The sequence below is a fragment of the Labrys wisconsinensis genome, from assembly GCF_030814995.1.
Lineage (GTDB): Bacteria > Pseudomonadota > Alphaproteobacteria > Rhizobiales > Labraceae > Labrys > Labrys wisconsinensis.
Genome location: NZ_JAUSVX010000003.1, coordinates 77,129 through 90,966, shown reverse-complemented (window position 1 = coordinate 90,966; position 13,838 = coordinate 77,129). Strand labels below are relative to the sequence as shown.

General features: G+C 69.9%; 14 protein-coding genes. 4 read left to right on the top strand and 10 right to left on the bottom strand.

What is annotated here, in order from left to right:
• Window positions 1–129: 129 nt before the first annotated feature.
• Window positions 130–972, top strand: a complete 843-nt coding sequence (locus QO011_RS10370; RefSeq protein WP_307271237.1) for a DeoR/GlpR family DNA-binding transcription regulator — start codon at window positions 130–132, stop codon at window positions 970–972.
• Window positions 973–984: 12 nt separating this feature from the next.
• Here the strand turns inward: QO011_RS10370 and QO011_RS10365 are convergent, their stop codons facing one another.
• Both QO011_RS10365 and QO011_RS10360 read right to left on the bottom strand, forming a co-directional pair.
• Window positions 985–1,524: a DUF1697 domain-containing protein gene (locus tag QO011_RS10365; RefSeq protein ID WP_307271235.1), complete on the bottom strand. Its 540-nt coding sequence runs from the start codon at window positions 1,522–1,524 to the stop codon at window positions 985–987.
• A 2-nt stretch (window positions 1,525–1,526) separates the two neighbouring features.
• Window positions 1,527–2,075 carry a DUF1697 domain-containing protein gene (locus tag QO011_RS10360; protein WP_307271232.1) on the bottom strand — a complete coding sequence of 183 codons (549 nt, stop codon included), beginning with the start codon at window positions 2,073–2,075 and terminating at the stop codon, window positions 1,527–1,529.
• 211 nt (window positions 2,076–2,286) lie between these two features.
• Between QO011_RS10360 and QO011_RS10355 the strand changes: the two genes are divergently transcribed.
• Window positions 2,287–3,960 (top strand): caspase family protein, encoded by a 1,674-nt coding sequence (locus QO011_RS10355; RefSeq protein ID WP_307271229.1) that lies wholly within the window; start codon window positions 2,287–2,289, stop codon window positions 3,958–3,960.
• Between the two features lie 23 nt (window positions 3,961–3,983).
• Here the strand turns inward: QO011_RS10355 and QO011_RS10350 are convergent, their stop codons facing one another.
• Both QO011_RS10350 and QO011_RS10345 read right to left on the bottom strand, forming a co-directional pair.
• Entirely contained in the window at window positions 3,984–4,688 is a 705-nt protein-coding gene (locus QO011_RS10350; protein WP_307271227.1) for a hypothetical protein, read from the bottom strand.
• A 90-nt stretch (window positions 4,689–4,778) separates the two neighbouring features.
• Window positions 4,779–5,429 (bottom strand): ParB-like protein, encoded by a 651-nt coding sequence (locus tag QO011_RS10345; RefSeq protein ID WP_307271224.1) that lies wholly within the window; start codon window positions 5,427–5,429, stop codon window positions 4,779–4,781.
• Between the two features lie 294 nt (window positions 5,430–5,723).
• On the opposite strand from QO011_RS10345, the gene QO011_RS10340 reads away from it, so the two are divergent.
• On the top strand, window positions 5,724–7,196 hold the full coding sequence (locus QO011_RS10340) for a hypothetical protein (protein ID WP_307271221.1): 1,473 nt from the start codon (window positions 5,724–5,726) through the stop codon (window positions 7,194–7,196).
• Here the strand turns inward: QO011_RS10340 and QO011_RS10335 are convergent, their stop codons facing one another.
• The 4 genes from QO011_RS10335 to radA all read right to left on the bottom strand — a co-directional run bounded on the left by QO011_RS10335 (window position 7,197) and on the right by radA (window position 11,834).
• The gene (locus QO011_RS10335) at window positions 7,197–7,937 is read right to left on the bottom strand and encodes an SDR family NAD(P)-dependent oxidoreductase (RefSeq protein WP_307271218.1); all 741 of its coding nucleotides are present in this window, start codon (window positions 7,935–7,937) and stop codon (window positions 7,197–7,199) included.
• A gap of 123 nt (window positions 7,938–8,060) precedes the next feature.
• On the bottom strand, window positions 8,061–9,539 hold the full coding sequence (purF, locus tag QO011_RS10330) for an amidophosphoribosyltransferase (protein WP_307271215.1): 1,479 nt from the start codon (window positions 9,537–9,539) through the stop codon (window positions 8,061–8,063).
• Window positions 9,540–9,600: 61 nt separating this feature from the next.
• The gene (locus QO011_RS10325) at window positions 9,601–10,245 is read right to left on the bottom strand and encodes a CvpA family protein (protein WP_307271213.1); all 645 of its coding nucleotides are present in this window, start codon (window positions 10,243–10,245) and stop codon (window positions 9,601–9,603) included.
• 173 nt (window positions 10,246–10,418) lie between these two features.
• Window positions 10,419–11,834, bottom strand: a complete 1,416-nt coding sequence (radA, locus tag QO011_RS10320) for a DNA repair protein RadA (protein ID WP_307271210.1) — start codon at window positions 11,832–11,834, stop codon at window positions 10,419–10,421.
• Window positions 11,835–11,984: 150 nt separating this feature from the next.
• Between radA and QO011_RS10315 the strand changes: the two genes are divergently transcribed.
• A complete protein-coding gene (locus tag QO011_RS10315) occupies window positions 11,985–12,296 on the top strand; it encodes a polyhydroxyalkanoic acid system family protein (protein WP_307271207.1) in 312 nt (103 codons plus the stop codon).
• Window positions 12,297–12,328: 32 nt separating this feature from the next.
• Here QO011_RS10315 and QO011_RS10310 read toward each other — a convergent pair whose 3' ends face one another.
• Both QO011_RS10310 and alr read right to left on the bottom strand, forming a co-directional pair.
• On the bottom strand, window positions 12,329–12,715 hold the full coding sequence (locus QO011_RS10310) for a VOC family protein (protein WP_307271205.1): 387 nt from the start codon (window positions 12,713–12,715) through the stop codon (window positions 12,329–12,331).
• A gap of 4 nt (window positions 12,716–12,719) precedes the next feature.
• Window positions 12,720–13,820, bottom strand: a complete 1,101-nt coding sequence (gene alr, locus QO011_RS10305) for an alanine racemase (protein WP_307271203.1) — start codon at window positions 13,818–13,820, stop codon at window positions 12,720–12,722.
• Between the last annotated feature and the right edge of the window lie 18 nt (window positions 13,821–13,838).

Sequence of the window (13,838 nt, the reverse complement as noted above, 5' to 3'; positions counted from 1 at the left end):
GGCGGGGCTTGGGCTCATCGACGAGCGAGACGAAAACAGCATAAAGACGCATCGTCAAGCAATTTCTGTGGAGATTGAGTGCGAGAAATTGCGTCTTTTGAGTGGGCTTCAAGCGTGCTACGGTATGGCGTGAGTGGTCCGCCGGCGGGTCTTCCGGCAAGAGGCGTCATGAGCACTGCTGATTTCGAGCAAGTTTTTGGAGATTCCGCGCTCCCTGCAAAGAGGAGAGCCGAGATTCTCCGCTTCGCCAGGCAAAGCGGCCAGATCACCGTGGCCGAGATGAGCGCCAAGTTCGACGTTTCTCTGGACACGATCCGCAGAGATCTCGACATCTTGGCTGAGCAGGGCTTTCTCAGCCGCATTCATGGCGGTGCCGTGCCCGCCGATAACCTTGCGGCGGCAGATATGCCGTTCGATCAGCGCATGCACGCACAACACAGCGCAAAAAGCAGCATCGGCCGCGCCGCCGCCAAGCTGATCTACGACGGCGAGACGCTGATCGTGAACGGCGGCTCGACCACGCTGGCCTTCGCCGCCGGCCTCGGCGCACGGTCGCGGCTGACCATCGTCACCAACAATCTCAGCCTGCCGGCGGCCGTGCCGCCGCAGGCCATCCGCAACCTCTATCTCATCGGCGGCGAGATCCGCAGCGGCGCCCAGATCACCCTCGGACCGGTGGCCCTGGTCGGCGCCCAGGCGATCCATGCCGATACCGCGGTGATCGGGGTCGGCGGCATCACGCCTGACGGCTGTTCGACCAGCCATCTCGCCGAGGCCGGCATGATGTCGGGCATGATCGCCGCCGCGCGCCGCACCATCATCGTCGCCGATTCCAGCAAGTTCGGGCACCACGCCTTCGCCAAGGTGGTGCCGCTGGACAAGATCCACGTGCTGGTCACCGACGCCCGCCCGCCCGATGATCTTGCTCAGGCGCTGGAGGCAGCGCGGGTCGACCTGGTCGTCGCGGAGTGAGCGGCCGGCTTTTCAGGCCGGTCCTGCCAGAGCCGAGAGCTTGCCGACCGTGTTCCAATTGCGCGCGGTCAGTGGCGTGGAGAGCCTGCGTTCGATCACGCCCGGCGTCAGCTTCGAGCCGGTGACGCCGGCGGGATAGTCGACACAAAGGTCCCGTGCGCCGACCAGCCGGATCCGTTCGGGCCCGGCATGCCCGTCGAGCCGTGCCAGGAGCGCCGCGGGAACCGGTTCCGCCAGGAAGCAGACGCACAGATCGCTCGGTCGGGTCGCGGCCGCCTCGGGAAACGGGTTCTCCACCAGGACCGCGGCGAGCGCAGCGGGCGCGCGGATCACCACCCGGTTGGTCAGCCCGAACCGGAGCAGGGCCCTCTCGACGGCCGCCTGCACGGCATTCGGCGGCAACTCGCTCCCGATGATGAGGTTGCCGGTCTGGATGTAGGTCGCGACCGTGCCGAGACCCTCGGCCCGGCAGGCTTGGCGCAGGTCCTGCATCGACATCTTCGCGTGGGTCGCCGGCCCGATCGCGCGCAGCAGCGCGAGGTGCACCGCCACGGTCACGCCTCCAGAGCCCGTACCATGCCCAGGAGCGTGTTGGCGGTGTTCCAGTTGCGGGCCGTGGCCGGCACCTGCAGAGCCCGATCGAGGAAGGCCGGCGTCAGCTTGGAGCGGGCTACGCCCTCGGCATAGTCGATATAGAGGTGCTCGCCATCGAGATGCAGCCGCTCGGGGCCGCGATGGTCGGCGAGCCGCTGCGCCGCCCCCTCGGCGGCAGGCCCGTCGAGGAAGGTGAGCATCAGCAGGTTGGGCCGCGTCGCGGCGGCGTCCGCGAACGGGTTGGCAGCGATCGCCTGCGCGAGCTTCTCCGGCGTGCGCACCAGCACGTGGTTCTTCGTCAGGCCGAAGCGCTCGTGCAGGAGGCCGGCGATCAGGGTCTTGACCGTGGCGGCGGTCTGCGGGCTCGAGAAGACGATGTTGCCGCTGGCGATATAGGTCGAGACGCGCTCGAGCCCCGCCGCTTCGCAGGCCGCCCTGAGCGCTGCCATCGGCAATTTGCCGGTGCCGCTGACATTGACGGCGCGCAGCAGGGCGACATAGGCAGCCATGACGCGGATCTCCGGGATGGTCCAGGCGGACACTAGCGGAAACAGGAGCGGCTTTCAGCTCCACCGGCCACCGACGCCGGCACGACCGACGGGGTTGCTGTGCCGGGGGAAACAATGCAACCTCGGCGAGGGCGGCCGGCGCGGCTCAAGGCGCAGATTCGACATGATTGGCCATGATCGTCCACACTGGGGGCGAGACGGATAGGCTTCGATGACGACATCGCTCGCGCGCGCTCTGCCCAGGCTCGCCCTGGCCGTTCCCGCCCTGGTTTTCTGGCTCGGCTGTGCCGGCCCCGCCGCCGCGGCGCGGTACGGCCTGATCGTCGGGGTCGATGATTACGACCCGCCGGTCAACAAGCTGCACGGTGCCGTCAACGATGCCCAGGACATCGCCACGGCGCTGCAGGGGGCCGGCGTCGACCGGATGATCCTGCTGACCGACAAGGAGGTCACCCGGCAGAAGGTGCAGGAGGCCTGGGACAGCCTGCTGGCGCAGGCCAAGGCCGGCGACACCCTGATCTTCACCTATGCCGGCCATGGCGGTCAGGAGCCGGCGGCCAAGGGCGATCACAACCATCCCGACGGCCTGGCCGAGACCTTCATCATGGTCAACTACGACCTCTCGGGGCCGGGACTGGCGAACCGGATCCTCGATGACGAGGTGACGGGCTGGATCAAGGATGCCGAGCACAAGGGCATCCACGTCGTCTTCGTCGCCGATTCCTGCCATTCCGGCGGCATGACCCGCGGCGTGACCATGGGGCTGACCTACAGGGCCATCCCCAAGCTCAAGATCTCGCGCGACGAGCTCGTGAAATTCGCGCCGCCCGTGCCCTCGCAGGACCGGACCATCGCGGAGGCGGACAGCGTCACCTTCCTGGCGGCGGTCGCCGCGGACCAGCTCTCGCCGGAGATCCAGATCGACGGCAAGCCGCGCGGGGCGTTGTCCTATGCCTTCGCACGCGCCCTGGAAGGCGCTGCGGATGCCGCCCACCACGGTGTCACCACCGAGCAGGAGCTCACCGCTTTCGTGCGCGCGACCATCCAGCAGCGCACCGACAATCAGCAGTTTCCGCGTACGTTGCCGGCTCTGCCGCGCCCGATCGTCGTGCTCGGCTCGCGCGCGGCCGTGCCCGCGACGGTGCCCGCGGCCGGGCCCGCAGCGGCCGGGCCTGCAGCCGCTGTGCCTGCAGCGGAGCCGGCGGCCGGTGCCGACATCGCTCAGGCGATCCAGATCGCCGAGCAGGCCGCCCTCGCCGATACGCTCAAGCTCGCCTATCGCGGCGGTGCCGGTCCGGCCGAGGTCAAGGGCGCGGCGATCGTGCAGGACGAGGCCGCGGCGGATCTCGTCTACGACGTGGCGGGGCGCACCGTGGAAAAGCGTGTCGCCGGCATCGTCGCCGAGGGTGTCGCGCCGGAAGGCCTGGCCGGCATCGTCGCCAAGTGGCGGGCCATCGCCTTTCTCCAGGCCGAGGCCGGCCGCGGCATCGTGCCGTTCGACATCGTCGAAGGCGCCCAGGTCCACCATGTCGGCGAGCGGGTCACCGTCCGCCTCGCCGAGCCGGCGCATCCCTATCTCACCCTGTTCAACCTGCCGCCCGACGGCAAGGTCGAGTTCCTCTATCCGGATTCCGCCCTGGAGCACGACGCGACCTGGACCGGCAAGACCTTCAGCCTGCCGCTGCAGGTGAAGGATCCGCCCTTCGGATCCGAGCACCTCGTCGCCGTCATGACCGACAAGCCGATGGACGACCTGCACCGGGCCCTCCGAGGGCTGACGAGCCCGCAGGCCGCCACCGACCTGCCCGACATCCTCGCCCAGGCGCTCCACGGCCAGGCGCTGTCGATCGGCCTCGTCAACGTCGTCACCAGCGGCGCTCAGTAAGGCCCCACCGAGGGCCCCGCCGTTCACGCGAGGATATTGACGGCACGCGCCGCCACCAGCGCGACCGTCAGCAGCGAGATCATCGATTCCACCATCATCAGCAGCTTGGCACTGCGCGTCAGCGGCAGGGTGTCGGTGGGCGAGAAGGCGGTGGCGTTGGTGAAGGCGAGATAGAGGTAGTCGACGAAGCCGGGCAGCCAGGTGCCGGCCTCTCTTTGGGTGAAGGTCATCTGCGGGAACAGGAAGTCGGCCTGCGCGCGCTTCACCAGGCCGCAGGTCGGCGGGCCGCCCCGGTCGGTGCTCCAGAACCACAGGGCAAAGACGATGATGTTGGTGACCCAGATGTTGAGGGCGTCGACCAGCAGCGTGGTGCCGTTCGAGGCATGGCCGTGCAGCAGCGCCTGGACCAGGCCGACGAGCGCGCCGCAGTTCATAACGCTGACGATGCCGGTGAGCAGCAGGGCGGTGCGGCGGATCAGCACGCGATAGCGGGCGATGGCGTTCCATTCGTGATCGGCGGTCGCGTCGCGGACCTGCGCCTGCGTCCAGGCCGTGGCGACCGACAGCGGCACCAGCAGCGCCAGCTCGAGCGCAGGCGCCAGCCAGCGCGGGCCGAAGGACAGGTCGTTGATGACCAGCAGCTGGAGACAGACGATGGCCAGCACGGCGCCGCGCGCCAGCCAGAAGTCGAGGGCCTGGCTATGGATGACGATGTGCTTTTCGCGCATGGCTGGGCCCTGTTCCGGCGGTCGGCGGCAATGCCGCTCATCTTGTCGTGACGGGTGTCGAATCGCCGCGCGCGCGGACGGCGTCGGCGCTCATGTCCGGTCGTCGATATGGGTGCCCGACCAGCCGGGCAGATGGATCGCGGCGCGGGTGTGGCAGAGCTCGAGGGCGAGGGCGACGGCGCCGACGAAATCCTCGCGCAGCTGCGATTCCGGGATGCGCCGGCGGAAGAAGTCCGCCCACAGGAACTCGCTGAACGGTGTGGTGTCCTTGGAGAAGCCGCCGCGCCGTCGCACCTCCCCGGCGAGGCTGCGATAGGGGTCGTCGACCAGGGCGGCGATCCGCTTGGGCACGTCCGAGAAGTCGCGCCGGATGCCGTCCGCGTCGTAGGGGTGGACCCACATCCGATGGTCCATCACCACCCAGAATTCGTCGCGGCCGAGGTTGCCGAGGTCCGCCTGGACCGCCGCCCAGACCGTATCCCATCCCTCGTCGAGCAGGGCGCGCGCGAGATGGTGGTGGTCGGTGATGTAGAAGGCGCCGTTCGGGCCCAGAACGGCCGGCACGAGGTGGCTGTCGAGAAATTCCTTGCGGTCCTTCTTCTTCAAGGCGCGCCATTGCTCGCGCTTTTCCGCGACTTCGCGGAGGCCGACCGTGATCTGGGTCGGCCGAAGCTCGCGGACGTCGAGCTTGCTGATGTGATGGACCGGGCCGAGCCCGGTTGAACCCGTGGTGTCGACCATGGGGTGTACCCTCATTCCCGGCGCAACGAACATGCAGGAGCAATTGAGACTTTTTTGAAGACAAGACGGGTGGGATCGGCGTTCTGCCGGCGGCGAAGCCCTTCCGCCGTCGATTTTTCCACTGCGATCGCGCAGGCGGCCCCGAATGCCGGAAAAGCGAACCAAATCGTAGGTTTTCCGTGCTGATTTGCCGACCGGGCGATCTGATCGGGGGGGAGCATGGGCGAGGCGCGTGTCGAGGCGGTGGCCGGCGGGACCGGATGGAGTCGGATGGCGTCGGCCGGACGGGTCGTCTTGCCGGCATTCCTGCTGTTCGCGGTCGCCGTGGTTCAGCACGCACTCTCTCCGATCAACGCCGACACCTCCTGGTTGCTGACGGTGTGTGAACGGGTGCTCGACGGCGCCGTGCCCTATGTCGATTTCGTCGAGACCAACCCACCGGCCTCGATCCTGATCTATCTGCCCTGGGCTGCTCTCGCCCGCGCCCTCGCGATTCGCCCGGAGCTGGCGGTCGCGGCGGCGACCTTCGGCCTCGCCGCCCTCTCGCTCTTCGGCGCCGCCCGCATCCTGGCCGTCGGCAGGGGCCTGTCGCCGGCTGCGCAGGCGCTGTTGCCGGCGGGCGCCGTCTTCGTCCTGCTGATCCTGCCGGCCAAGGCCTTCGCCCAGCGCGAGCACTGGGCTCTCCTGGCCCTGCTGCCGATGCTGGCCCTCCTGCAGGTGCGCGCCGAGCGGGCGGGGATCGGTCTCGGCGCTGCTCTCGCCGCCGGGGTCGGCGCAGGCATCGCCCTTGCCATCAAGCCGCATTTCGCTGCGGCGCTGCTTCTGCCGGCCCTGTTCCTGCTCTGGCGCACGCGCTCGATCCGCAGCCTCCTGCAGCCCGAATGGGCAGCCGCGCTCGCGGTGCTGGCCCTCTACGCCGCCTCCATCCCGCTGGTCTTCCCGGCCTATCTCGCCGACGGCCTTCCGCTCGCCGTCGCGACCTATCTGCCGCTGCGCGAGCCCTTCGCCGCGCTCGTCCTGCGCTATGGCTCCCTGCCGCTCGCCCTGCTGCTGGCCGCCGTGCTCGGCGGGCAACGCCCGATGGCGGCCACGCCCGTCGCCACGCTGCTGCTCGCCGCGGCGGGGTTCTATCTCGCCTATCTCGTGCAGGGCAAAGGCTTCGTCAATCACGAATATCCTGCCGTGGCTCTCGTCGCCCTGGCGGCGCTCTGGCTCGCGGTGCCGGTCGTCCCGCGATCGGCGATCCCATCCGGCAAGGAGGCGGCCGGACGCCTGCTCCTCGTCCGCACGCTGCTCGTGACGGGGCTGGCGATCGGGCTGCAATATTTCAACAGCGTCAGCGACGGCGGCGATCTGGCCAAGGAGGTCGCGCGCATCGCGCCGCCCCATCCCCGGATGATCGCCGTCTCCGCCCAGCTCACCGCCGGCCATCCGCTGGTGCGCCTCCTCGACGGGCAATGGGTCGGGCGCCCCTGCAGCCTGTGGGTCACCGCCACGGCGGCGGCGCGGCTCGCCGATCCCGGCCTGAGCGAGGCCGAGCGCCAGACCTTGCGCGCCTATGCCGCGCGCGACAGGCAGGGCTTCGTCGAGGATGTCCGGCGCGGCAAACCGGACGTGGTCATTCTCGAAGGGCCTTCGGCCGAGGGCTGGATCGAGGCCAATCCCGAGGTCGCCGCGAGCCTCGCCGACTATGCGCTCGCCTTCGCCGATCCCGCCCGGGAGGTGGCCTTCTGGGTACGCCGTCCGGCGCCCGCGGCCACGCCCTGATCACGCCGGCCCGCGGAACGCCAGCACGCGGCCTTCGCGCAGATCGAACACCTTGCCGGTCTCGCCGAAGTCGGGGCCGGTCAGGCGCAGCACGGCCGGCGTCACCGCCTCCGGCGGGGGGAGCGTCTCCGGGTCCTCGCCCGGCATGGCAGCGGCGCGCATGCGCGTGCGGATCGGCCCGGGCGAGAGCAGGTTGGCGCGCACGGCGGTGTTCTCGGTCTCGTGCGCATAGGTGCGCACCAGCGTGTCGAGCCCGGCCTTGGACACGGCATAGGGGCCCCAGTAGGCCGCCGCCTTCCAGGCCGCGCCCGAGGTCACGAACAGCGCCCGGCCGGCCTCCGACCGGCGCAGCAACGGATCCATCGCGCGGATCAGCCGCCAGTTGGCGGTGAGGTTGACGGCCATGACATTGTCCCAGTCCCGCGGCTCGATATGGCCGAGTGGCGAGACCGAGCCGAGGATGCCGGCATTGCCGACCAGGATGTCGAGGCGGCCATAGCGCTCGAACAGCTGGAAGCCGAGATTGTCGAGGCCGTCGCCGTCCTTGAGGTCGAGCGGCACGAGGGAGGCGGTGCCGCCCTTGGCCTGGATCTCGTCGTCGAGCTCCTCCAGCCCGCCGACGGTTCGGGCGACCGCGACGACATGGGCGCCCGCCGCGGCGAGGGCAAGGGCCGCGGCCCGGCCGATGCCGCGCGAGGCGCCCGTGACCAGGGCGACGCGGCCCTTGAACAGTTCGGACATGATCCGGATCCCCTTGAGCCCATGTGGCCAAGCAGGTTCTCCCGAACCTGCCTGCACTTTAGAAGCTGCCTTGGCCGGGCCGGTCGCCCGCGCTTCGAATTCCGGAAGGCGCGTGCCGCGCCTTCAGCTCGCTTCGGCCAGCAGGGACAGCTGCTGCTTGGCGCTCTCGCCGATCACGTCGGTGAGAAAGGTCGGATAGTCGCCCGTGAAGCAATGGTCGGTGAATTGCGGGCGGACCGGATCGCGCCGCTCATAGCCGCAGGCGCGGTAGATGCCTTCGACGGAGAGGAACGCGAGGCTGTCGGCGCCGACATAGTCGCGCATCTCCGCCAGCGACTTCTGCGCGGCCAGGAGATTGGTCCGGTCAGGCGTGTCGATGCCGTAATAGTCGGGATGGGTGATCGGCGGGGAGGAGATGCGGAAATGCACCTCTCGCGCGCCGGCCTCGCGCATCATGCGGACGATCTTCACCGAGGTGGTGCCGCGCACGATGGAATCGTCGACCAGCACGATACGCTTGCCCTCGATGACGGCGCGGTTGACGCTGAGCTTCATGCGCACGCCGACCTCGCGCATCGCCTGGGTCGGCAGGATGAACGTGCGTCCGACATAATGGTTGCGGATGATGCCGAGCTCGTAGGGCAGCCCGGCCGCCTGGGCGAAGCCGATGGCCGCCGGCACGCCGGAATCGGGCACCGGCACGACGACGTCGGCCTCGACCAGGCTCTCGGCGGCGAGCTCGGCGCCGAAGCGCTTGCGCACCTGGTAGACGTTGCGGCCGTGCACGACCGAGTCCGGCCGGGCGAAATAGATGTACTCGAAGATGCAGGGCCGGGCCGGCATGCGCGGGAAGGGCTTGATCGATTCCACGCCGCTCTCGGTGATGACGACGATCTCGCCGTTCTCGACGTCCCGGATGAAGCGGGCGCCGATGATGTCGAGCGCGCAGGTCTCGGAGGCGAGGATGTAATGGCCGTCGAGCTCGCCCAGCACCAGCGGGCGGATGCCGAGCGGGTCGCGCGCGCCCACGAGCTTCTTGTTGGTGAGGCCGACGAAGGCATAGGCGCCTTCGAGCTGGAACAGGGCGTCGATGAAGCGGTCGATGAAGCGCTCGCGCTGCGAGCGGGCGACGAGGTGCAGGATCACCTCGGTGTCCGAGGTCGACTGGCAGATGGCGCCCTTGCGGATCAGCTCGCGCCGCAGCGTCAGGCCGTTGGTGAGGTTGCCGTTGTGCGCCACCGCGAAGCCGCCGGCCTGGATCTCGGCGAAGAGCGGCTGGACGTTGCGCAGGATGGTCTCGCCGGTGGTGGAATAGCGCACATGGCCGATGGCGGCACTGCCTGGCAGGCGCTCGATCACGTCGCGCTTGGAGAAGGTGTCGCCGACCAGCCCCAGGCGGCGCTCGGAATGGTAGCGCTTGCCGTCGAAGGCGACGATGCCAGCAGCCTCCTGGCCGCGATGCTGCAGCGCGTGCAGGCCGAGAGCCGTGATGGCGGCCGCCTCCGGGTGCCCGAAAATGCCGAACACGCCGCACTCCTCGCGCAGCGTGTCGCCGTCCAGGTCGATGTCGAGGCCGTCGTCGGGCCGGGTCGCTTCGCTCACGTCGGCAATCCCCTTGTCATCCAACCGTGATGTGGCGTGCAATCTCCGTTCGGGCAAGCCCTCAGTTCGCCGGTGCGGGCTTGGCGGGCGGCGTCGGAGCCGGCGCGGGCTCGGCCGGCTGGGTCTGCGGCGCCGACGGCTGCGGCGGCGCCGCGTCCGGATCGGCGTCCTGGTTGTCGCCCGGCAGCAGATCCTGCGCCCTGAGCCGCTTCAGGATCGTGCTCTCCGGGTCGCTGGGCAGCAGGCCCATCAGCCAGCTGCCGCCCGAGAGCAGCAGCTGCTTGGACTTGGCGTCCTGCACCCAGACCGGCTGCGACTTGTCCGGCACCAGCCAGGCGAAGAACAGGAAGGCGACGATGGCGAGCAGCAGGCCGCGGGCGGCGCCGAAGATGAATCCGAGCGTCCGGTCGATCGCGCCGATGCGGCTGTCGAGGATCATGTCGGAGATGCGGATGGTGATGAAGGAGACGACGATCAGCGTCACCAGGAACACGGCCGCGCCGGACGCGAGCTGAGCGACGGTGGGGTTCTTGATGTAGGGATCGAGGAAGGGCTGCACGTGCTGGAACAGCAGGAGCGCTGCCGCCGCGGCAGCGACCCATGCGGCGATCGACAGCACCTCCCGCGTGAACCCGCGCACCATGGCGAGCAGCGCCGAGATCAGCATGACACCGACGACGATCAGATCGAGCAGCGTAACGGGCATCGAGAGGCTGGTCCTTGATGGAATGGGCGGCCGGGCCCGGTTCGTGCCCTCTATAGCCGTGCGTCCGGCAGCAGTCACCCGCTTTGGCACGCGCCCGGCGGGCCATCAACCATTGCTTGACAATGTGGCCAAATCTCCGGCGTGCCCTTGCGTCGGTCGCGCGCCCCAGCCGGTCAGGCTCCCTGGCGCACGGCGCGTGCACCCCGCCGCTGGCTCTCCCCCGAGGCCGCGATGGTGGCGACCAGCGTGGCGAGCGAGGTGACGCCGTCGATGAGGAGCCCGCCATCGGCAGCCGATTCGCTGGCGGGCACCGGGCCCGAGGCGCGTTGGAAGCCGAGCTTGGCCGCTTCCTTCAGCCGCGCTCCCGCATGGGCGACCGGCCGGATCGAGCCCGACAGCGAGACCTCGCCGAAGAATACGCCGTCGGCGGCGAGCGAGGCGCCGGTGAGCGAGGACACCAGCGCTGCCGCCACCGCCAGGTCCGCCGCCGGCTCCTGGATGCGCAGGCCGCCGGCGACATTGAGATAGACGTCGTGGCCGCCGAGCCGCACGCCGCAATGGGCTTCCAGCACGGCGAGCACCATGGACAGGCGCGCCGTGTCCCAGCCGACCACCGCGCGGCGGGGCGTGCCGAGCGTCGTCGGCGCCACCAGGGCCTGGATCTCCACCAGGATCGGGCGCGTGCCCTCCATGCCGGCGAAGACCGCGGTGCCCGGCGTGCCGAGGTCGCGCTGCGACAGGAACAGGGCGGAGGGATTGGTGACCTCCCGCAGGCCGAGCCCGGTCATCTCGAACACGCCGATCTCGTCGGTCGGCCCGAAACGATTCTTGATGGCGCGCAGGATGCGGAAGTCGCGGCCGGCATCGCCCTCGAAGGACAGGACGGCGTCGACCATGTGCTCGACCACCCGGGGGCCGGCGATCTGCCCGTCCTTGGTGACGTGGCCGACCAGGATGACGCTGGCGCCGCTGCGCTTGGCGTAGCGAATCAGCGCCTGCGCCGAGCCGCGCACCTGCGTCACCGTGCCGGGAGCCGATTCGACCGTGTCGGTCCACATGGTCTGGATCGAATCGATCACCACCAGGCGCGGCGCCGGCCCGTGCTCCAGCGTGGCCAGGATATCCTCGACCGCGGTTTCCGAGGCGAGCTCCACCGCCGCGTCGGCGAGGGCGAGGCGTTCGGCCCTGAGCCGGACCTGCGCCGTCGCCTCCTCGCCCGAGATGTAGACGATGCGATGACCCGCCCGCGCCAGGGCGGCGCAGCTCTGGATCAGCAGCGTCGACTTGCCGATGCCCGGATCGCCGCCGAGCAGCAGCACCGAGCCGCGCACGAAGCCCCCGCCGGTGACGCGGTCGAGCTCGCCGATGGTCGACACCAGCCGCGGCGCCTCGCCGGTCTCGCCGGTCAGCGCCTCCAGCGCGAACACCCGTCCGCGCGAGCGCGGGCGCTGCGAGGAGGGGACGGACGCCACGGCCGCGGTCTCCTCGGCGATGGTGTTCCATTCGCCGCAGGCATCGCACTTGCCCTGCCAGCGCTGATAGACCGCGCCGCAGTTCTGGCAGATGTACGAGATGGAGCGTTTGGCCATGTCCGCTGCCGCTTGCGCGTCCGTGTCGGGGACGGACGCACGGATTCGCCGCAGCCTCTAGCATCAAGCTCGGTGCGATGCGAGGGGAGGTGGCATCGCGCGGCAATGGCCATTATGGTGCGCCGCCATATTCCCCACTCGGAGCCTGTAATGTCGAAGCCGCTCGTTGTTTCCGTGCCTCACAGTCTCGGCCAGGCGGAAGCCCTGCGCCGGATCCAGGTCGGGATCGGAAAGGCCAAGGTGAAATACGCCGCCTATGGCTCGCTCGACGAGGAGACCTGGAACGGCAACCATCTCGATTTCCAGGTCAGCGCCTTGAAGCAGAGCCTGCGCGGCACGGTCGATGTCGGCGCGGAGGACGTGACGCTGACCATGACGCTGCCATGGGTCCTGTCGATGATGACCGACAAGGCCCGCTCTTTCGTCACCAATTTCGGCACCAAGCTCCTGACGCAGAAATAGCCAGGCGCGGCGCCCGACTCCCCGGCGCCGGCTCAGGCGGGTCTATGGCAGACCGCCTCGACATTGTGCCCGTCGGGATCGAGCACGAAGGCTCCGTAATAGTCGGGATGATAATGGGCGCGGATGCCGGGAGGGCCGTTGTCGGTTCCCCCGGCGGCGAGCGCCGCCGCATGGAAGGCATCGACCGCCGGCCGGTCGACGGCGACGAGCGCGACATGCAGCCGCCCCTGCAGCGGCCGGCCCGTGCCGATCCAGAAATGCGGCCGGCCCGGCGGGCCGAAGCCGACATGGCTGTCGCCGCCGCTCATCTCGGGCGTCACCTCCCATTGCACGCCGAAACCCAGCGGTGCCAGCGCCGCGACGTAGAACGCACGCGAGCGCGCGAGGTCCGAGACGGGAAAGCCGATATGGTCGAGCATGGTCCTATCCGCCGGTCACGCGCTTGTTATAGCGGCGTCCGAGGCTGGTGAGAACCTCGTAGCCGATGGTGCCCGCGCGCCGCCCGACCTCGTCGATCCCAAGCCCGTCGCCGATCAGCTCGACCCAGTCGCCGCGCCGCACCGCGTCCTCGGGCAGGGCGCCGACGTCGATGGCGGTGAGGTCCATGGAGATGCGCCCGGCGACGCGGCAGGGATGTCCGGCGACCCGGGCGAGGGCGCCGTCCCGGTCGTCGGCGGAGGAGCCGGCACGCAGAAAGCCGTCGGCATAGCCGACCCCGACGATGGCGAACCGCCCGGGCGCGCGACAGGTCCAGGTCGCGCCGTAGCCGACGCATTCGCCGGCCCGGGCCGTGCGCACGGCGATCACCCGCGCTTCGAGCCTGACGACCGGCGCCATCGGGTTGGGTCGGCCTGGCGTGGGGTTGCCGCCGTAGAGGGCGATGCCGGGCCGCACCAGGTCGAAGCCGAGGTCGTCCGGCAGGAACAGGCCGGAGGAATTGCACAGCGAGGCCGGCGTGCCGGGAAACGCGGCCCGCACCTGCCGGAAAGCCGCGATCTGGCGGGTGTTGAGCGGGTGAGCGGGCTGGTCGGCACAGGCGAAATGGCTCATCACCAGGCTGAACGGGGGCAGGGCGGCGGCATGGGCGAGCGCTTCCTCAAGCCGGAGGCCGAGCCGCGTCATGCCGGTGTCGACGTGCAGCGCCGCGCCGCCGCCCCACCCCGTCGCGTGCTGGAACGCCGACCATTCCGCGATTTCCTCCAGCGAGCCGAGCACCGGCCTGAGGTCGTGGGCGGCATAGGCCTCGCCCCGCCCGGCGACCAGGCCGTTCAGCACGTAGACGACCGCGTCCGGCGCGGCGGCCCGCACTGCGGCGCCTTCCCCCGGAAAGGCGACGAAGAAGGTGCGGCAGCCCGCCTTGCGCAGCGCCGGCACGGCGGCGGCGATGCCGAGGCCGTAGGCGTCGGCCTTGACCGCCGCGCCGCATTCGGGCCCTGGCGCGCGGCGCGCCAGGGCCCGCCAGTTGGCGGCGATCGCCGCGAGGTCGATCGTCAGCCTGGCGCCGGCTTCGGCTTCGGGGATCATGGCCTGGTGGACGTCATG